This is a genomic window from Streptomyces sp. UW30 (assembly GCF_008042075.1).
Lineage (GTDB): Bacteria > Actinomycetota > Actinomycetes > Streptomycetales > Streptomycetaceae > Streptomyces.
In genome coordinates, this window is record NZ_RDBN01000053.1 from 936,105 (window position 1) to 954,688 (window position 18,584).

An 18,584-nucleotide genomic window follows, 5' to 3' on the forward strand; every position below is an offset into this window, starting at 1 on the left:
CTGCTACGACGTTCAGTCTCGTGGCGGGACAGGGTCCGGCGCGCTGGTGCCCGGCCCCCTCTTGTGCGGGGGAAAACCCCACCCCCGCTGGTTCGGTCAGCCGCCCCCCAGCGGCGTAAAGCCAGGTTAAGGACGGCACCGGTGCCGTCTCGTCGTCCGGCGGTACCAACCCTCCCCGAGACGTAGTACGGAGGTCCCCCTAGGGGCTGTCCACCCTTCGGCGGAGGACGACTCGGGGTTGCCTCCGACCTCCGGCCCATGGAGCCTCCACCCTCCCGCGACGTGAGGGTCAAGTGGGAAGCTGTTCGGCGGCGGATAGGTGCAAGGGGAAAGCAACAGGAGAGGGACCCGGTGGGCAGTACGAGACCCGCGATACGCGACACCGCACAGCGCACCGGAACCGACAGACGCACGGCCTTGGTCGCGGCCCTGATGCTCGCGATGGCGCTGGTCGCGATCGACTCCACCATCGTCTCCACGGCCGTACCGCAGATCGTCGGCGACCTCGGTGGCTTCTCCGTCTTCTCCTGGCTGTTCTCGGGCTACCTGCTCGCGGTGACGGTGACCCTCCCCGTCTACGGCAAGCTCTCCGACACCTTCGGCCGCAAGCCGGTGTTGATCGCGGGCGCGGCGGTGTTCCTGCTGGGGTCGCTGCTGTGCGCGGTGGCCTGGAACATGGCGGCACTGATCGCGTTCCGGATCGTGCAGGGGCTGGGCGGCGGCGCTCTTCAGGGCACGGTCCAGACGCTGGCCGCCGACCTGTACCCGCTGAAGGAACGCCCGAAGATCCAGTCCAAGCTGTCCACGGTGTGGGCGCTGTCGGCGGTGATCGGGCCGGGCCTCGGCGGGGTCCTGGCGGCCTACGCGGACTGGCGCTGGATCTTCCTCATCAACCTGCCCATAGGGGCGGTGGCGTTGTGGCTGATCGCCAGCCATCTGCACGAGCCGCAGCGCGAGTCGACGGGCACGCGCGCGCGTGTCGACTGGGCGGGCGCGCTGGCGGTGTTCGCGTGCGGGGGCGTGCTGCTGACGGCACTGGTCCAGGGCGGTGTGGCCTGGCCGTGGCTGTCGGCCCCGTCCCTGGCCCTGTTCGCCACGGGACTGGCGCTCGCGGCGGTCGTGGTGCTGGTGGAGCGCCGGGCGGCCGAACCCATCATCCCCGGGTGGGTGTGGCGGCGCCGGACGATCGCTGCGGTGAACCTGGCACTCGGCGCGCTGGGTCTGCTGATGGTGGCGCCGACGGTGTTCCTGCCCCTGTACGCCCAGGCGGTCCTCGGCATGGCCCCGGTGGCGGCCGGATTCGTGCTGTCCGTCTGGACGTTGAGCTGGCCGGTGTCGGCGGCACTGAGCCAGCACGTGTACCGAAGGATCGGCTTCCGCAACACGGCGATGCTGGGCATCGCGACGGCCTCGCTGATCCTGCTGGCGTTCCTGTTCCTGCCGTATCCCGGGGCGGCCTGGCAGCCGACGCTGCTGATGCTGCTGCTGGGGGCGGCGCTGGGGCTGTTCCAACTGCCGCTGATCGTGGGCGTGCAGTCGACGGTCGGCTGGTCGGAGCGGGGGACGACGACGGCGTCGGTGCTGTTCTGCCGGCAGACGGGCCAGACGCTGGGCGCGGCGCTCTTCGGCGCGGTGGCCAACGGTGTGCTGGCGTCCCGGCTCGGCGGGGCGAGCGACCTGGACTCGGTGACCCGGGCACTGGATTCCGGCGGCAGGGCCCCGGAGGCCACCGGGCGGGCCATCGCCGACGCGGTGCACGCCGTGTATCTGGGGGCGTCCTGCGCGGCGGCGCTGGCCTTTGTGGTGCTGTTGCTGCTGGCGCCGAAGCGGTTCCCGGTCCTGAAGGAGGACGACTCAAGGAAGCCGGACGACGACCTCGGGGTTGTCCGGTGACGGTCCGTCCAGCAGCGGCTGCGGGACGCCCTTGAGGTGCAGGTCGAAGAAGGCGGCGACGTACGCGCGCGTGAGGGCCAGTGAACGCTCGTACGGCATCGGAGCGGTGTCCGGTATCCCGGCCAGGCCCGCGAGGAGGGGTACGTCGGTGAAGGAGCCGTGGTCGGCGCCGGTGACGGTCAGCCAGCGCTTCCAGCCGTCCAGGTCGGCCCAGCTCTGGTGCCAGGTCTTGTCGTCGTGCCGGTCCTTGGCCCCGAACATCAGGAAGGGACGTCCGTCGAGCCCGTCGGCGGGGACCGGGGCGAAGAACGTGCCGTCCATGTTCACGCCGGCCCGCACGCGCGCGTCACCGGCCATCGTCGCAGCGGTGGAGGCGCCGCCGATGGAGTGCCCGGCCATGCCGATCCGCTTGGTGTCGATCACGCGCGCGTACCGCCACGCCGGGTGGCGCCCGGTCAGCCGGTCGAGAACGAAGGAGACGTCTTGGGCCCGGCTCCCGGCGACCGTCGAGCCGCCGATCGAGGAGAACTTGTCGCAGATGGCGCAGGGCAGGGTCTGCCCGTCGGGGAGGGTCGTACCGGCGTTCTCGTACGGATGGTCGACCAGCGCGCGTCGAGGTCGTCCCGGTCCGGGCCGGTCATCACACACAGCAGCAGCGTGACGGTGGCCACGGCGCAGAACGCCACCAGCGACATCGCCTGCGCGTTCGAGCTGAAGTCCGTCATCGCCCCGACCACCCGCCCCTCGGACACCACAGCGACCTGCGGATCCTGCGCAGCGCCTACCGCTGGCAGCGGCGCGTGGCGACGCTGACCGCGCTCGGGTACTTCACGCTGTTCCTGATCCTGTCCGCCTTCGCGCCCGGGTTCATGACCGGCACGGTCACCGACGGGCTGCCCGCCGGCCTGCTGCTCGCGCTGCTGCAGCTGCCCGTCACCTGGCTGGCGATAGGCCTGTACGAGCACACCGCCCGGCGCTACCTCGACCCGATCGCGGACCGCATCCGCAAGGAGGCCGCCGTGGAGGCCAAGCGTGAGGCCGGACAGCGGGGGGCGGGGCGATGACGGACTTCAGCTCGAACGCGCAGGCGATGTCGCTGGTGGCGTTCTGCGCCGTGGCCACCGTCACGCTGCTGCTGTGTGTGATGACCGGCCCGGACCGGGACGACCTCGACGAGTTCTACACGGGCTACAACTCGCTGTCCCCCATGGGCAACGGCCTGGCCATCGCGGGTGACTACATCAGCGCGGCGACCGTGCTCGGCACCACCGGCGTGGTCGCGCTGTGCGGCTACGACGGGATCGTGCTGGCGCTGAGCACCGCCCTGTCGCTGATGCTGCTGATGTTCCTGCTGGCAGAACCCCTGCGCAACGCGGGCCGGTTCACGATGGGCGACGCGCTGGCCCGCCGTATGCCGGGGCGGGGCGTGCGGATCGCCGCGTGCGCAGTGACGCTGGCCGCGCTGATGCCGCTGATGCTGGTGCAGCTGGCCGGGACCGGGCAGCTGCTGGCGTTCATCCTCGGGTTCTCCAGCGATTCACTGAAGACCGGATGCGTCATCGGACTGGGCGTGCTGATGATCAGCTACGCGGCCATCGGCGGGATGAAGGGCACCGCGCTCATCCAGATCCTGAAGATGGTGATGCTGCTCGGATCGGGCGCCGTGATCGCCGTACTGGTGCTGCGGCGGTTCGACTGGGACCCGGGCGCGCTGTTCAACGCCGCGGCCGAACAGAGCGGGGTCGGCTCGGCGTTCCTCCAGTCGGGGCTTCAGTTCGCGGGCAGTCCGTACCCCCGCCTGGACATGATCAGCTCCCAGCTCGCGGTCGTCCTCGGCGGCGGGGTGCTGCCGCACATCACCATGCGCATGTACACGGCCCGCGGTGCGCGTCAGGTACGGCGCTCCATGTCCTGGGCGGTGTCGAGCGTCGCGCTGTTCGTGTTGGTGATCACGATCGTCGGCTTCGGCGCGACGGCGCTGATCGGGCGGCAGGTGATCGCCGGGGCGGACCCGCAGGGCAACACGGCGTATCTGCTGGGCTCCAGGGCCGCGTTCGGCGCCGAGGTCTCGACCGCGGAGAGCCTGCTCTTCACGGCGGTCACCACGGCCATCTTCCTCACCGTGCTCGCCTCGGTCGCCGGCATGATCCTGGCCTGCGCGAACTCCCTCGCCCACGACCTGTTCGCCACGCGGATGCGGGAGCTGTCCGCACACCGCGAGATGGCGCTGGCGCGGCTGGGGGCGCTGGCGGTCGGCGTCCCGGCGATCGTGCTGGCGACGATGGTCCAGCACCGCAGCCTGCAACCGCTGGTGACCCTGTCCTTCACGCTGGGCGCCTCGGCCATCGCCCCGGCCCTCATCTACAGCCTGTTCTGGCGCCGGTACACCCGGGCCGGCCTGCTGTGGACCCTGATCGGCGGCACCGCGGTCGTCCTGGCGCTGATGCCGTGGACCAACCTGGTCTCCGGGTCGCCGGTCTCGGCGTTCCCCGAGGCCGACTTCAACTGGTTCCCGTTCACGACGCCCGGACTGGTGTCCGTACCGGCCGGGTTCCTGCTCGGCTGGCTCGGGACGGTCCTGTCGGGGCGGCGCGAGGTCGAGGAGGAGCGACGGCAGTACGAGGCCGTGGAGGGGTGGATTCTGGCGGGGGCGGTGCGCAGGGGGAACTGACAGGTCAGCGAGGGCACCCCGGGCAGCCGGGGTCCGCCCGGGTCATTCCATCGCGGCCTGGCCCGTCAGTGCCGTCAGACTGTTGCGCATCTGGCCGATGTGGGTCCGTACGTCGTCCCACATCTCGCCGTGCTCGCGCAGCACCCGTTCGGTCTCCCGGGCGATCTCCTCCGACTGCTGCCGGGCCTGCGTGACCAGTTCCGTCGCGCGGGCCTGCGCCTCCTCCTGCACCCTGCGGGCGAAGGCGTCCGCGTCCGCGAAGGCCTGCTTCGCCTCGACCGACGCCGTCTCGGCCCGCACCTGCCGGTCCTCCTCCGCCGCCACCTGCGCGGCCAGCTTCTCCTCGGCCTCCCGTTCGACGACGGCCCACCGCTCGCCGTGGTCCTTGGTCTGCTCGGTGAGCATGCGGGTGGTGCGGTGCCGCAGCTCACGCAGCGCGAGGAGCTCCAGCCCGCGCTCGTCGCGCACCGTGCGCCGGGCGTCCACCCGGATCTCGTCGGCCTCGGCGCGCGCCGCGAGCATCCGCTCCTCGGCGTACGCGTCGGCTTCCGCGCCCAGGGCGTCGGCGTGCGCCTGCGCCGCGTCCCGCAAGCCGCTCGCCCACGTCCTCGCCTTGTCCACCAGGCTCTCCGCCTCCTGCCGTGCCCCCTCCCGCACGGCCTCGGCCTCCTCCTGCACCAGCTCGTACAGCCGCCGCGCCTGGTCCCCGAGCGACTCGTACGTCTGCGGGGCGAGCTGCGCCACCACCTCCCGCAGCCGCTCCGCCTCGGCCTCCATCTCCTTGGCCAGCACGGTGAGCCGGGCGGCCCGTTCCCAGGCGGCGTCCCGGTCGCGGAAGAGGGCGTCGACATAGGCGTCGACCTGGTCGGGACGGTAGCCACGCCCCTTGACGACCACGAAGTCGTGGAGCGAAACCGGTGCGCTGCTCATCCTGAGAACCCCTCTCCGCCGGGCGACTGCAAAAATGATGATTTAGCGCACATCTTGATGTATCGGGCGGAGGCGTTCATAACGCGACACTCCGGGCGCAGGGCGGGGTGCGGGCCGGTTGCGGGAGGGCATACGAAAGGGCCGGCCCCGGTCGTACCACCGGGAGCCGGCCCTTTCACACCCCGCCCACCGCCGTCAGCGGCGGCCGGACGGTGTCACGACAAACAGTCGAGTGGCGTCACAGCAGGCCGTCCCACATCTGCTCCAACAGCACCGACCACCAGCTCTCCGGCGAGCCGAGCGCCGCCGGGTCGAGGGAGGCGAGCTGCGCCTGGAAGTCGACGGTCCAGCGGCCCGCCTGCTCCTGGTTCAGGCCGAAGCGAAGCCGCCACATCCCGCCGAGCAGCGCCAGGCAGCGCTGGAACTCGGGCAGGCCCGTGTTCACGAACTGCGGCGGTACGGGCGCACCGCCCGGGCCCGCCTCCACCGGCACGGCGACGATGTTCGCCGTCCCGTACTGCACACAGATCGCCTTGCCGAAGTCGCTGCCCATGACGAGGTACGACCCCGCGTCCGACGCCGGCTGCACACCACGCTCGTGCGCCAGCTCCGCCAGCGTCGGAACCGGCCGCCCCGGCTGGGCCTGCGCCCAGAAGAACGGGCCCATGTCCATCGGCAGACCGCCGACGACCAGGCTGTGCGCCACGACCGGCGGCACGCCCTGCCGGGACACTGCGGCCTGCTCGAACCGGAAGATCCCCGGCCCGAACGCCCCCGCCAGCTCGTGCGCCACGCCCTCCGGCGGGATCGGCGGCGCCGCCTGCACCTGCGGCAGCGGCGCGCGCACCGGCGCCGGCCGGGCGGGCCCGTCAGCCACCTCGTGCAACTCGCCCTGGTGGGCGATGAGTTGCTGCATGCCCTGCTGCCGGCTCGCGTGATCGGTGCCGTACGGCGCGATCGAGGTGATGCGCGCCTGCGGCCACTGCTCCCGGATCATCCGCGCGCAGTACGCACCCGGCAGCTCGCACGACTCCAACTCGGTGTGCAGCTCCAGGACCTGGTCCGGCGGCACGTTCATGCCCCGCAGCTCGTGGAAGATCTGCCACTCCGGGTGCGGCGTACCCGGCGCCGAACGCCGGATCAGCTGCTGCTCCGAGCCGTCCTGCGCACGGTAGCGAAGGACGGCCTGGTAGCCGGGTCCGACCGTCGGCTGACCGGTGGGCTGCGGCGGATACCCGTACGACGGCTGGGCCGGCCCGGGTTGCGGAGGTCCAGGGTGCGGCGGTCCCGGTTGCGCGGGCCCGGGTTGCCCCGGCATGGCATGCCCGGGCGGCGGCGCGACGGCACCCGGCGGCCTGGGCGGCTGGGCTGCGCCGGGCATGCCTGGGGCACCGGGAGCACCGGGAGCACCGGGAGCACCGGGAGCACCGGGAACACCGGGAACACCGGGAACACCGGGAGGCGGCATACCCGGTCCCGCCGGCGGCATGCCGGGAGCGCCCGGAGCCTGCGGTGCGCCGGGGGCCTGCGGCGGTGGAGGCATACCCGGGCCGCCGACCGGCGGCCCGGCCAGCACGGTCTCCGCGTGGTGCACGGCACCGGGAGGCTGGGGAGCACCGGGACCGGCGGTGCCAGGCACGCCGGGGATCCCGGGAGCGCCCGGAGGCTGCGGCGCGCCAGGCATGCCCGGGGCACCGGGAGTACCCGGCGCGTTGGGAATGCCGGGCGGGTTCGGAGGCCCTGGCGGATTCGGCACACCAGGACCGCCAGGGGCGCCAGGGGCGCCAGGCGCACCGGGCGCGCCAGGAGCACCCGGCGGCTGCGGCGCACCCCCCATCCGACTCGGGTCGGCCAGCATCGTCGCGGCATGGTGCACCCCGCCCGGGGGCGTACCGCCGGGCGTGCCGGGCGGGTTGGGGGCGCCCGGAGGCTGCGGCGCGCCGGGCATACCGGGCGCACCCGGGGCGCCGGGCGGCTGCGGAAGGCCAGGCGGGTTCGGAGCACCCGGCCCCTGCGGAACCCCGGGCCCGGCGGCGCCCTCCGGCCCACCGGGCCCGAGCGACGACACAAGCTGCGTAGGCACATAGCCGCCACCCGACGCACCCGGAGCACCCGGAGCCGACGGCGGCGCAGGCGTACTGCCCGCCGACGCACCCGGCATCCCCGGCGTCCCCGGCGCACCCGGCGGCGGAGGCGGCGTAGCCCCACCCCGCGCCCGCAGAGGCGCCGCCTTGCTCGTCGCGGCATCGGCGATGTCCGCGGCGTCCGGCACGGGCGTCTGCCCCGGCGCCCCGGGAGTGCCCGGAGCATGCGGCACACCCGCACCACCAGCGGGCCCGCCCTGCGGATACCCGTACGACGGCGCACCCGGCGCAGGCGGTGGTGTCACACCCGGCGCAGGCGGCGTACCCGGCCCACCCGCACCCTGCGGATAGCCATACGACGACGCACCCGGCGCAGGCGGAGGAGTCGCACCCGGCGCAGGCGTGCGACCCGGCCCACTGCCACCCTCCGGGTAACCGTACGAAGGCGGAGGCGTCACATCCGGCGGAGTCACCGCACCCGGCCCAGGCATCGCGCCCGCCCCACCCGCACCCTGCGGATAGCCATACGACGACCCACCCGGCGCAGGCGGAGGCGTACTCCCCGCCCCACCCGCCGCGTTCGCACCATCCAGCGCCGGCGAGACCGCCGTCGGCGGAAGCTGGCTGCCACCGGACATCAACGCCGTCTGGGCATCCGGCTGCGCGGCCGGCGGCACACTGTCGTCACCACTCAGCGGGGGCGCGAACACCGTCTCCGGCAACGGCACCGAGCGGTCCTCACCCGCATCGGCGTTGGTGTCCGTCCCGGCCCAGGGGGTCGCCCCGTCGGGCACACCCACCGAGGCCGGACCGACGCCCACCGAGCCCGAGCCGACCCCCGCCGGGGGCCCACCCATCGTCTCCGCAAGCGCCCCTGCACCGGACGCTCCACCGGCGGACGCGTCACTCGGCGCCGCAGACCCCCCGGCCCGCGAGTCCCCGTCGGAGTCCGCCTCCGGCGTCCCCAACCGGTCCGCCGCCTCCTGCAGCCACTCCGGCGGAGTCAGCAGGAACGACGTCTGGTTCAGGTCCACCCGGGCCGGAGCCGCCGGCGCCGGCGCGGCGGCCTCGCCACCGCGGCCGTACTCCTCCTCGTACCGGCGGATCACCTCACCCACCGGCAGCGCGGGCCACAAGGTGGCCTCCCCGCTGTCCCGGGCGATCACCAGCCGCTGCGCGCCCCCGTCCGAACGCGGCCCGTCGGCGCGGTCCTCGGCCCACACCACGAACCCGCGCTCGAACTCCCGCACCCGCACCTCACGATGCTGGTACGACGGCACATCCCCGTTGATCCACTCCTCGGCGCGCTCCTGCGCCTGCGCGAACGTCACCATCGCGAAGCTCACTCCCCCACAGCCGCGGCCGCGACGGGCACCACACGCGCGAACCCACCGTCCACCATCAGATTCGCCACCGTCTCCAACTCCGGCGGAGAACCCGCCAACCGGGACAGAAACGTGTCGAAGTCCTCACCGCACGGCACCAGCAGCCGCTCCACCCGATCCGGCGGCGACCACGAGGGATCCACGTCCCGCGCGTCGTCGTAGGCGCAGAACCACACCGAACCGATCCGGTCGCCCTTCACCTTCACGGCCAGCAACCCGCCCTGCACGAACCCGACCCCCAGGTAGTCCTTGGTCAGGTGATCACGCAGGCACTTGTTGACGTAGACCAGGTCGTTGACCGCGGCCTCGTCCCGCACCGTGAACAACGGCTGGTCGATCAGCAGCCCCAACTCCGCGTCCAGCGCGGTCCCGACCGGCGCACACCCGCCCGCAGCCTTCAGGAACGACCGGTACGCACCGGGCAGCCGGTAGCCGAGATCCTCCTCAACACCCAGCGCCTGCGCCTCCGTCACCGCCACACCCGACTTCGGCAGCCGGAAGTGCGCCGGCCGGGTCTCCTGCAACGGGCGCGTGCCACGCTTGTGGTGGTCCACCGCCGACGTCGCGATCCCCGCGTGATGCCGCAGCAGCGCCTTCACCTCGACCGGTACCAACTCCAGCCGGCGCGTGCCCACCACGTGATGCCAGGTCCAGCCGTGCGGCGTCGCCACCGCGGGCACCGTGTCCCACAGCTCGTGCCCCGTAGCCGCCAGCGCCGCGTTGGCCGACACATAGTCCGTCAGCCGCAACTCGTCGACGCCGAAACCCTCCGGCGGCTCCGCGATCTCCACCGCCGCACGCGCGTACGGTGAGAAGTCGGGGTAACCACGGTCGTCCACGCGTACCCCTCTCGGGTGACGCGACGCCCGTACCGGATCCGGGAAATGCACGACCTGCCCGGCGTACGCCGCGTTCGGCGGCGCGGCTTGTCCCCCGGCCTGGCGGCCGGGAGGTGCCCCCAGCCCGAGCCGACCTGTCGTCATGGCGGTTGCCCCCTGCGGCGTTCTGATACGCCCCACCACGACCACTCTCGGTCACAACGGCACGTATCGACTGTCTCGTCTGCGTCCACGCGTCACCGCATGGAAAGCGGTGCCGACAGCCTATGCGGTACGACGACACCGGTCACCGGCGCCGGTCACCACCCCCCGCGCCATCGTGACCAGCCGTCACCCCGCCGTGACAGCCTGCCCAAACCCGGGCGTGTCGCGTCGCCCCAGCTTCCGCACCCGCCACGGCATTTGGCACTCTGTGACGTCCGAGAGCATGCCCGGGGGATGCTCAGGAGGGGATGATGATCATGAACGCGACGCAAACAGGTCCACACGCCGCGAGGTCCGGCGACCCCCGCATCGGCTGGAGCGCCACCGAAACCGCGCACGTACCCGCCCTCCACCACCGCCGCGACGGCATACTCCCCACCGTCGCCGCCGCCCTCTCCGTCCGCGGCGCCACCCTCACCGGCACCGCCGCCCGCGGCGACCAGCCCCCGGACCTGCACCACCTGGTACAGGACTTCCTCGACACCCTCACCAGCTCGGAACGCGACCGCTTCACCGGCCGCTGCGCCGAGACCATCCTCATCTCGCGCCACATCACCACGGCCGACGCCACCCGCAGCAAACGCGCCGCCCGCAAACCCATGACCAACGGCGAAGCCCGCAAAGCCCTCAAACAGGCCAAGCTCACCGCCCGCCGCATCCGCGAGGACGGCGACCCCCTGCACGGCAGCTTCGCCGCCCCCTGCCGCGCCTGCACCGCCCTCAGCTCCCACTTCGGCGTCCGTATCGTCGACCCGACAGCGGCGGACGCCTGATCCGCCCACCCGCCGGCACCAACCGCACTCCACCAGCACGACCGCACACCGCACGAGTACGACCGCACACCGCCGGGCGGCCAGGCGCAGCCGTCACCCCGGCGCACTCGACGAACGAAGGGCAGATGCACACCGACCGCACCTCCAGCACCCGATTCCCCGTCCCCGTCGACGCCGCCCTGCGCGCCGCCGGCTGGCAGCCCGGACGCTGGGACATACAGCAGGCCGAAGTCTGGGCGGACACCCTGCGCGAGCACACCTCGCCCGCCGGCCACCGCCACGCCGTCTTCCCTGCCGCGGTCGAAGCCTGGGCCGAATTCGGCGGCCTGCAGATCGCACCCACCGGCCCCGGCCGCCAGGTCGCCCCGGCCACCCTCCACTTCGACCCCCTGCACGGCCTCCACATGGCCCGCACCCTCGGCGACCTCGGCCGCGCCCTCGACACCGAGGTCTGCCCCCTCGGCGCCGAGCCCGACACCCAGGCGCTCCTCGCCATCGACTCCGAAGGCCGCGTCTACGCCCTCGACCACACCGGCGACTGGTACCTCGGCCCCGACATCGACCAGGCCCTCGCCGGCCTCGTCGCGGGAATAGAGCCGGTACGCCTCACAGCGGGCTGAGCCGGCCACGGCACCACACCCGCGAACCGCGACTAAGCCGCCGGAATCACCGCAGACACCCGAAAACCGCCCGCGTCCGTCGGCCCCGACACAAACACTCCGCCCAGCGCGACGACCCGCTCCTTCATCCCCACCAGGCCGTTGCCCCCCGACGGCAGCAGCGCCGACGACGCCGACTCCGGCGGCGGCTCGTTCTCCACCTGCATCGCGATCTCCGAGGCCCGATGCGCGAGCCGCACATGCGTCTTCGCGCCGGCCGCGTGCTTGTGGACGTTGGTCAGCGCCTCCTGCACCACGCGATACGCCGTCTGCTCGACCTCCGGCGCATACACCCGCGTCTCACCCTCCACCGACAGGTCCACGGCCATCCCCGCGGCAGCCGACTGCCCGATCAACTCCTCCAACTCGGACAGACAGGGCCCGTCGGCGCCCCCCTCGTCCCCGCCGAACCGCTCCCGATCGGCCGCGGCGGCGGCAGCGGCGCCCACAGCCGCGAGCGGTACGACCGCCCCGCGCACCCGTTCCACCTCGACGGCCCCGCTGCGCAGCACACCGAGCATCTCCCGCAACTCGGTCAACGCCTGCCGCCCCATGTCCCCCACCAGCGAGGCGTTCTTCACGGCCTTCTCGGGATCCTTGCGCGCGACCGCCTGAAGGGCAGCCGCATGCACCACCATCAGACTCACCCGATGTGCGACGACGTCATGCATCTCGCGCGCGATCCGGGTCCGCTCCTCGTTCCGCGCCCACTCGGCCCGCTCCTCGGCCCGCTCCGCGAGCAGCTGAAGCTCCCGCTCAAGACTGTCGGCCCGCTCCCGCAGGCTCTCCATCAGCCGGCGCCGGGCCCCCACATACAGCCCGAGCAGGAGAGGAGGCGCGGTCACCCCGAGAGCCGTGGTGACCGAGGCGAACGGAACCACCCAGTCCCCGAAGCTCAGGTCCCCCCGGTCCACGCCCTGGCGCACCCACACGAACGTCACGATCAGCGTGCCTACGAACGACATCCCGGCCAGGGAGGCGATGATCCGCCGCGGGAGCTCGGAAGCGGCGAGCGTGTACAGGCCGACGATGCCCAGCAGGAGCCCCATCTGGGCCGGCAGCACGGCGATCGACACGAGTACGACGGCGATGGGCCAGCGGCGCCGCAGCACCAGCACGGCTCCCGCCAGCAGGCCGAAGACGACCCCCGCGGCCACCGGGATCCCGGCATCCGCCGCGAACCGAACCCCCTCGACTCCGCACTCCAGCGCCGACACCATGCCCAGACTCACGTCCAGCACGGCACTGCGCCATCTGCCCCACCACCACAGCCCAGCCCCCGGTGGCGGGTGCCCGGCGTGGTATTCCCCCGTCGTGGTCATGCCTCCAGCCTACGGGCCGACCGACCCGCCTTTCCGGCGAGTTTCGCGGACTGGCCTACACCACATTCGGTAACCGAACCCATACGAAACAGCCCGATATCCCTCGAACTGCTGAACCATTCACCGTTCATCCCCGGAAGCGATCATTCCGCCCGGACGACTCCAGGGCGCAGACCAACACCGTCGCGTCGAAGGCCGGCGGTACGGCATAGTAGGAGGCGCCACTCGGCGGCCTGACCAAATGTCCGGTTCGGTTGAGTTCAATCCCCCGTGGTGTAATTGGCAGCACTGTGGCTTTTGGTGCCATCTGTCCGGGTTCGAGTCCTGGCGGGGGAGCAAGTGCACGGTTCGGGCCCTGACTGCTGACAGCTCAGTCGGGGCCCGCTCTCATATCCCCCACGAAACACCCCGGTATCCTGCGGATGTCACCCCACCCCCTCCACAGCCGAAGGGCATCCCGTGAGCGCCATTCGCCCGGCAGCCGTCGTCGTTCTCGCAGCGGGTGAGGGCACCCGTATGAAGTCGGCCACACCCAAGGTCCTGCACGAAATCTGCGGCCGCAGCCTCGTGGGCCATGTGCTCGCCGCCGCGCGTGAGTTGCAGCCCGAGAACCTGGTCGTGGTCGTGGGGCACGCCCGTGAGCAGGTCACCGCGCATCTCGGCGAGATCGACCCGGGCGTACGCACCGCGGTGCAGGCCGAGCAGAACGGCACGGGGCACGCCGTGCGCATGGCTCTGGAGGAGCTCGGCGGCGCGGTCGACGGGACCGTCGTTGTCGTCTGTGGCGACACTCCCCTTCTTACCGGCGAGACCCTGACGCACCTCGCCGCGACCCACTCCGCCGACGGCAATGCCGTGACGGTGCTGACGGCCGAGGTCCCGGACGCGACCGGGTACGGGCGGATCGTGCGCGACGGCGCCTCCGGGGCTGTCACGGCGATCGTCGAGCACAAGGACGCCAGCGAGTCGCAGCGGGCGATCCGGGAGATCAACTCGGGTGTCTTCGCGTTCGACGGGCAGTTGCTCGCCGATGCCCTGGGGAAGGTGCGTACGGACAACTCGCAGGGCGAGGAGTACCTGACCGACGTGCTCGGGATTCTGCGCGAGGCCGGTCACCGCGTCGGTGCCTCGGTCGCCGCCGATCATCGTGAGATCGCGGGGATCAACAACCGTGTGCAGCTCTCGCAGGCCCGTCGGATTCTCAACGACCGGCTGCTGACGGCCGCGATGCTGTCCGGCGTCACCGTCGTCGACCCGGCCACGACGTGGGTCGACGTGACCGTCACCTTCGAGCAGGACGTGACCGTGCTGCCCGGCACGCAGCTTCAGGGCGCCACGCATCTCGGCGAGGGCGCGGAGGTCGGGCCCAACAGCCGGCTGAAGGACACGAAGGTCGGCGCGGGGGCACGGGTGGACAACACCGTGTCGGACGGGGCCGTCCTCGGGGCGCAGGCGAGTGTGGGGCCGTTCGCCTATCTGCGGCCGGGGACCCGACTGGGGGTTAAGGGCAAGATCGGTACGTATGTCGAGACCAAGAACTCCTCGATCGGGGAGGGGACCAAGATCCCGCATCTCTCCTATGTCGGTGACGCGACGATCGGTGAGTACACGAACATCGGTGCCGCCAGTGTGTTCGTGAACTATGACGGACAGGACAAACACCACACGACAGTCGGCTCGCACTGCCGTACCGGGTCGGACAACATGTTTGTGGCTCCTGTCACGATCGGGGACGGTGCGTACACCGCCGCCGGGTCCGTGATCACGAAGGACGTGCCGCCCGGCTCGCTGGCTGTGGCCCGTGGCCAGCAGCGGAATATCGAGGGTTGGGTAGCCCGTAAGCGTCCGGGCAGTGCTGCCGCGAAGGCGGCGGAGACGGCGTCGCGGCAGGTCGAGAGCGAGGACTGACCGGAAACCGGCGCGTCAAACACGGCGTACCGTGATAAGTGCACACCCAGTTGAGACACCTCTGAGGAGACAGCTGTGACCGGGATCAAGACGACCGGCGAGAAGAAGTTGATGTTCTTCTCCGGCCGCGCCCACCCCGAGCTTGCCGAGGAGGTCGCCCAGCAGCTGGAGGTCGGGGTCGTCCCGACGAAGGCCTTCGACTTCGCGAACGGCGAGATCTACGTCCGTTACCAGGAGTCGGCGCGTGGCGCGGACTGCTTCGTGATCCAGAGCCACACGGCTCCGATCAACCAGTGGATCATGGAGCAGCTGATCATGATCGACGCGCTGAAGCGTGCGTCGGCCCGCTCCATCACGGTCATCGTGCCGTTCTACGGTTACGCCCGTCAGGACAAGAAGCACCGTGGGCGTGAACCGATCTCGGCGCGCCTGATCGCGGATCTGATGAAGACCGCGGGTGCCGATCGCATCCTGACCGTCGATCTGCACACCGACCAGATCCAGGGCTTCTTCGACGGCCCCGTCGACCACCTCTTCGCTCTTCCGCTGCTCGCGGACTATGTGGGCAAGAAGGTGGACCGGCAGAAGCTGACGGTCGTCTCTCCGGATGCCGGTCGTGTGCGGGTCGCCGACCGTTGGTGCGACCGGCTCGGTGCTCCGCTCGCCATCGTGCACAAGCGGCGCGACAAGGACGTGGCGAACCAGGTGACCGTCCACGAGGTCGTGGGTGAGGTCAAGGGCCGGGTGTGTGTGCTGGTCGACGACATGATCGACACCGGTGGCACGATCTGCGCCGCCGCGGACGCACTGTTCGCGCACGGCGCCGAGGACGTCATCGTGACCGCGACGCACGGTGTGCTGTCCGGCCCCGCGGCCGACCGGTTGAAGAACTCCCGGGTGAGCGAGTTCGTGTTCACGAACACGCTGCCGACGCCGGGTGAGCTGAGCCGGGACCTGGACAAGCTGAAGGTGCTGTCGATCGCGCCGACGATCGCGAGTGCGGTGCGTGAGGTGTTCGAGGACGGTTCGGTGACGAGCCTGTTCGACGAGCAGTAAAGATCCTTTTGGGTACGGCCTCCCTCTCCGAGTAGACTGCTTCAGTTGCTCGGCGAGGGAGGCCGTTCCCGTTTCACAGGGGTACGGCGATCCGTTATCGACGCGCTCTTCGTAGCAGGCCGTTCGTGGCCGGGTGACCACGTCCGTTCCTATTTCTACGAGGAGTGATCATGTCCGAGGTCAAGATCTCCGCCGAGACCCGTACCGAGTTCGGCAAGGGTGCCGCCCGTCGTATCCGTCGTGACAGCAAGGTCCCCGGTGTCCTGTACGGCCACGGCTCGGACCCGCTGCACCTGACCCTTCCGGGCCACGAGCTGCTGCTCGCGCTGCGTACGTCGAACGTCCTGATCGCCCTGGACATCGACGGCAAGGCCAACGAGCTGGCGATCCCGAAGTCCGTGCAGCGTGACCCGATCAGGGGCTACCTGGAGCACGTCGACCTGCTGCTGGTCAAGCGCGGCGAGAAGGTCACCGTCGAGGTCCCGGTCCACGCGGAGGGCGAGCTGGCCGCCGGTGGCAACCTGCTGGAGCACGTCCTGAACGCGCTGCCGGTCGAGGCCGAGGCCACGCACATCCCGGAGTCCTTCACCGTGTCCGTCGAGGGCCTGGAGGCCGGCGCCTCCGTCCTCGCCAAGGACATCAAGCTGCCCAAGGGCACCACGCTGGCCGTCGAGGAGGACACGGTGGTTCTCCAGGTCCTCGCCGCGCAGGCCGAGGAGGCCCCGGAGGGCGAGGAGACCGCGGGCGAGGAAGTCGCCGAGGCCTGATCTTCGGCTCTGGCAGAGGCGTGATCCTCGGCTCTGTCACCGCTTCGTCAGCCGCTGTTCCCGCTGGGGGCAGCGGCTGGCGCGTATCAATGGAGAGATGGACGTGACGACCGATCCGAGTGCGCCGTGGCTGGTTGCCGGCCTCGGTAATCCGGGACCCGAGTACGCGATGAACCGGCACAACGTCGGGTTCATGGTGGCGGACCTGCTGGCCGAGCGCATCGGGGGGAAGTTCAAGCGGGCCGGGAAGGCTCAGGCCCAGGTCGTCGAGGGGCGGATCGGTCCGCCGGGGCCGCTGAACCGGCGGGTGATCCTGGTGAAGCCGATGTCGTACATGAACCTGTCCGGCGGGCCGCTGAACGCGTTGCGGGATTTCTACAAGGTGCCGCTCGGCAACATCGTCGCCGTCCATGACGAGTTGGACATCGACTACGGCACGCTGCGGCTGAAGCTCGGTGGCGGGGACAACGGGCACAACGGGCTGAAGTCGATGACGAAGGTGATGGGTGCGGACTATCACCGGGTGCGGTTCGGGATCGGGCGGCCTCCGGGTCGTATGCAGGTCGCGGACTTCGTGCTGAAGGACTTCGCTTCGGCGGAGCGCAAGGAGCTGGACTACTTCGTGGACCGTGCGGCCGACGCCGTGGAGGCTCTGGTGATCGAGGGGCTGGAGCGGGCGCAAAGCACGTACAACTCGTGACTTGTCCGCCCGCTGGACCGGGCCGAGGTTGACCGGGCGCAGGGGCATGGCCAAGGATCGCGGCCATGCCTTCTGCCGTTGTTTCCAGTCAGGGAGCTTTCACCGCGCTGCGGTTCGGGCGGCTCGCGGCGATGGGTACGGTCGCGGTGCTGATCCTGATCGCGGGTGTGTGGGCCTCCTGGGGTACCGCTCATCACGTGATGCTCACGAAGGGCCGGGAGTCCGGCACGATCGCGGTGACGCGGTGTGGTGCGGACACGTGCAGCGGTCCGTACACGCCGGTTTCGCAGGGTTCGCAGCCGCGTAGGTCGGTCCTCATCGAGAAGAACGTGGCGGTGCGCAAGGGGCAGACGTACACGGTCGTGGTCAAGCCGGGCACGGGTGAGGTCGTGCGGTCCGGGCCGGCCGGTGTTCTGTATGCCTGGGTTCCACTGGGTGGGGCGCTGTTGCTGGCCTCGGTGGTGGTTGCGGGCGGTCTGCGGCGGACGCGGCCGGCGTGGGTCATGGCGGGGTTGGGAACGGCCCTGGTCACGGCGGCTTTTGCGGTGATCTGAGAGGCCTGGGGGCCGACCGGGGGTGCTGGATCTGTGGATTGTTTGTTCGTTCCCTGTTCGTGATTGACCCGGAGTCAGTCCCGGCAGGAAGCTGAGCCGCCCCCTCCACATCTTCCCGTTCCTTCTCGAAGATGGACTACTGCCCCATGCGTACCCTCAATCGCGTCGGTGCCCTGTCCGCCGTCGCCGCGGCAGCGCTCCTGTGCGCCCCGTCCGCCGCTCAGGCAACCGCTCCCGGTGACAACGGCACCGTAAAGATCCATGACGCCACCACAGGCGAGGAACTGCGCCGCAACGAGCCGCACGTGTGCGAGTTCCACCTGGACGCGTTCGGTTTCGACGCCGTCCAGCAGGTTTCCTGGCACATCGAGGCCTGGGCCCCCACGGCCGCCGTCAAGGGCGAGACCGTGAAGTCCGGCGCGATCACGCTGGACGGCGAGGGCCACGGCCGCACCGACGACATGACGCTGCCCGACGGCCACTACAAGCTGTTCTGGAATTTCCAGGGCGAGAAGGGGTCTGCCAAGCACAAGGTGTTCTGGACGGACTGCGAGGACGAGGAGCCAGGCGGCGGCAGCTCGGCCACGCCGTCGGCCACGCCGTCGGCCTCCGCGTCCGAGCCGGCCGCGAGCCCGTCGACGCCCGCCGAGGGTGCCCCCTCGTCGTCTCCGTCGGCGCAGGGCGGTGCCGAGGGCGATCTCGCCGAGACCGGCAACGGTGCCCCGGTGGGTCTGCTCTCCGCGGCGGCGGCCGCGCTGCTGGGCGCGGGCGGGTACCTGGTGTTCCGGCGTCGTAGGGCCTGACGGCCGCGCTCTTCAGGAGCCCGCAAGACCTTCGAA

At 71.2% G+C, this 18,584-nt stretch carries 15 protein-coding genes, 1 tRNA gene and 1 pseudogene; 12 read left to right on the forward strand and 5 right to left on the reverse strand.

Features of this window, described 5'->3' with window-relative positions:
• Positions 1-351: 351 nt before the first annotated feature.
• Positions 352-1,893, forward strand: a complete 1,542-nt coding sequence (locus EAO75_RS38500; protein WP_147999720.1) for an MFS transporter — start codon at positions 352-354, stop codon at positions 1,891-1,893.
• On the opposite strand, the gene EAO75_RS38505 is transcribed toward EAO75_RS38500, so the two are convergent.
• The gene (locus EAO75_RS38505; protein WP_410092672.1) at positions 1,855-2,316 is read right to left on the reverse strand and encodes a hypothetical protein; all 462 of its coding nucleotides are present in this window, start codon (positions 2,314-2,316) and stop codon (positions 1,855-1,857) included. The two genes, EAO75_RS38500 and EAO75_RS38505, sit on opposite strands and share 39 nt — an antisense overlap.
• A 296-nt stretch (positions 2,317-2,612) precedes the next feature.
• Here EAO75_RS38505 and EAO75_RS38510 point away from each other — a divergent pair.
• Together EAO75_RS38510 and EAO75_RS38515 are read left to right on the forward strand one after the other, a co-directional pair.
• Positions 2,613-2,957: pseudogene (locus EAO75_RS38510) on the forward strand (DUF485 domain-containing protein); the annotation flags it as partial.
• Positions 2,954-4,564, forward strand: coding sequence for a cation acetate symporter (locus EAO75_RS38515; RefSeq protein WP_147999722.1), 1,611 nt, complete (start codon positions 2,954-2,956; stop codon positions 4,562-4,564). The pseudogene EAO75_RS38510 and the gene EAO75_RS38515, both read left to right, overlap by 4 nt.
• A 42-nt stretch (positions 4,565-4,606) precedes the next feature.
• Here EAO75_RS38515 and EAO75_RS38520 read toward each other — a convergent pair whose 3' ends face one another.
• From EAO75_RS38520 to EAO75_RS38530, 3 genes are all read right to left on the reverse strand, one after another.
• On the reverse strand, positions 4,607-5,494 hold the full coding sequence (locus EAO75_RS38520) for a cellulose-binding protein (protein ID WP_147999723.1): 888 nt from the start codon (positions 5,492-5,494) through the stop codon (positions 4,607-4,609).
• Positions 5,495-5,732: 238 nt separating this feature from the next.
• The gene (locus tag EAO75_RS38525) at positions 5,733-8,912 is read right to left on the reverse strand and encodes an SUKH-4 family immunity protein (RefSeq protein WP_147999724.1); all 3,180 of its coding nucleotides are present in this window, start codon (positions 8,910-8,912) and stop codon (positions 5,733-5,735) included.
• An 8-nt stretch (positions 8,913-8,920) separates the two neighbouring features.
• Positions 8,921-9,946 (reverse strand): HNH endonuclease, encoded by a 1,026-nt coding sequence (locus EAO75_RS38530; RefSeq protein ID WP_147999725.1) that lies wholly within the window; start codon positions 9,944-9,946, stop codon positions 8,921-8,923.
• Positions 9,947-10,254: 308 nt separating this feature from the next.
• Here EAO75_RS38530 and EAO75_RS38535 point away from each other — a divergent pair, with 308 nt between their 5' ends.
• Both EAO75_RS38535 and EAO75_RS38540 read left to right on the forward strand, forming a co-directional pair.
• Positions 10,255-10,779: a YwqJ-related putative deaminase gene (locus EAO75_RS38535; RefSeq protein WP_147999726.1), complete on the forward strand. Its 525-nt coding sequence runs from the start codon at positions 10,255-10,257 to the stop codon at positions 10,777-10,779.
• Positions 10,780-10,904: 125 nt separating this feature from the next.
• The gene (locus EAO75_RS38540; protein ID WP_147999727.1) at positions 10,905-11,399 is read left to right on the forward strand and encodes an SUKH-3 domain-containing protein; all 495 of its coding nucleotides are present in this window, start codon (positions 10,905-10,907) and stop codon (positions 11,397-11,399) included.
• A gap of 32 nt (positions 11,400-11,431) precedes the next feature.
• Here the strand turns inward: EAO75_RS38540 and EAO75_RS38545 are convergent, their stop codons facing one another.
• Positions 11,432-12,760: a sensor histidine kinase gene (locus tag EAO75_RS38545; protein WP_147999728.1), complete on the reverse strand. Its 1,329-nt coding sequence runs from the start codon at positions 12,758-12,760 to the stop codon at positions 11,432-11,434.
• Between the two features lie 264 nt (positions 12,761-13,024).
• On the opposite strand from EAO75_RS38545, the gene EAO75_RS38550 reads away from it, so the two are divergent.
• The 7 genes from EAO75_RS38550 to EAO75_RS38580 all read left to right on the forward strand — a co-directional run bounded on the left by EAO75_RS38550 (position 13,025) and on the right by EAO75_RS38580 (position 18,548).
• Positions 13,025-13,096, forward strand: a tRNA-Gln gene (locus EAO75_RS38550).
• Between the two features lie 123 nt (positions 13,097-13,219).
• Positions 13,220-14,668 carry a bifunctional UDP-N-acetylglucosamine diphosphorylase/glucosamine-1-phosphate N-acetyltransferase GlmU gene (glmU, locus tag EAO75_RS38555; RefSeq protein WP_147999729.1) on the forward strand — a complete coding sequence of 483 codons (1,449 nt, stop codon included), beginning with the start codon at positions 13,220-13,222 and terminating at the stop codon, positions 14,666-14,668.
• Between the two features lie 75 nt (positions 14,669-14,743).
• Positions 14,744-15,724: a ribose-phosphate diphosphokinase gene (locus EAO75_RS38560; protein ID WP_147999730.1), complete on the forward strand. Its 981-nt coding sequence runs from the start codon at positions 14,744-14,746 to the stop codon at positions 15,722-15,724.
• 170 nt (positions 15,725-15,894) lie between these two features.
• On the forward strand, positions 15,895-16,491 hold the full coding sequence (locus EAO75_RS38565; RefSeq protein WP_147999731.1) for a 50S ribosomal protein L25/general stress protein Ctc: 597 nt from the start codon (positions 15,895-15,897) through the stop codon (positions 16,489-16,491).
• Positions 16,492-16,588: 97 nt separating this feature from the next.
• Positions 16,589-17,191, forward strand: coding sequence for an aminoacyl-tRNA hydrolase (gene pth / locus EAO75_RS38570; RefSeq protein WP_147999732.1), 603 nt, complete (start codon positions 16,589-16,591; stop codon positions 17,189-17,191).
• Positions 17,192-17,256: 65 nt separating this feature from the next.
• The gene (locus tag EAO75_RS38575) at positions 17,257-17,745 is read left to right on the forward strand and encodes a hypothetical protein (RefSeq protein WP_147999733.1); all 489 of its coding nucleotides are present in this window, start codon (positions 17,257-17,259) and stop codon (positions 17,743-17,745) included.
• A 146-nt stretch (positions 17,746-17,891) separates the two neighbouring features.
• Complete coding sequence (locus tag EAO75_RS38580; protein ID WP_147999734.1) at positions 17,892-18,548, forward strand: LPXTG cell wall anchor domain-containing protein; 657 nt, start codon at positions 17,892-17,894, stop codon at positions 18,546-18,548.
• The last annotated feature ends 36 nt before the right edge of the window (positions 18,549-18,584 follow it).

What these genes read in the sequence shown, in the direction of transcription:
- EAO75_RS38535 (WP_147999726.1), top strand. Translation starts at nt 10,255, where the DNA reads ATGATGATCATGAACGCGACGCAAACAGGTCCACACGCCGCGAGGTCC.
- pth (WP_147999732.1), top strand. Translation starts at nt 16,589, where the DNA reads ATGGACGTGACGACCGATCCGAGTGCGCCGTGGCTGGTTGCCGGCCTC.
- EAO75_RS38540 (WP_147999727.1), top strand. Translation starts at nt 10,905, where the DNA reads ATGCACACCGACCGCACCTCCAGCACCCGATTCCCCGTCCCCGTCGAC.
- EAO75_RS38575 (WP_147999733.1), top strand. Translation starts at nt 17,257, where the DNA reads ATGCCTTCTGCCGTTGTTTCCAGTCAGGGAGCTTTCACCGCGCTGCGG.
- EAO75_RS38565 (WP_147999731.1), top strand. Translation starts at nt 15,895, where the DNA reads ATGTCCGAGGTCAAGATCTCCGCCGAGACCCGTACCGAGTTCGGCAAG.
- EAO75_RS38545 (WP_147999728.1), bottom strand. Translation starts at nt 12,760, where the DNA reads ATGACCACGACGGGGGAATACCACGCCGGGCACCCGCCACCGGGGGCT.
- EAO75_RS38515 (WP_147999722.1), top strand. Translation starts at nt 2,954, where the DNA reads ATGACGGACTTCAGCTCGAACGCGCAGGCGATGTCGCTGGTGGCGTTC.
- EAO75_RS38580 (WP_147999734.1), top strand. Translation starts at nt 17,892, where the DNA reads ATGCGTACCCTCAATCGCGTCGGTGCCCTGTCCGCCGTCGCCGCGGCA.
- EAO75_RS38520 (WP_147999723.1), bottom strand. Translation starts at nt 5,494, where the DNA reads ATGAGCAGCGCACCGGTTTCGCTCCACGACTTCGTGGTCGTCAAGGGG.
- EAO75_RS38530 (WP_147999725.1), bottom strand. Translation starts at nt 9,946, where the DNA reads ATGACGACAGGTCGGCTCGGGCTGGGGGCACCTCCCGGCCGCCAGGCC.
- EAO75_RS38525 (WP_147999724.1), bottom strand. Translation starts at nt 8,912, where the DNA reads ATGGTGACGTTCGCGCAGGCGCAGGAGCGCGCCGAGGAGTGGATCAAC.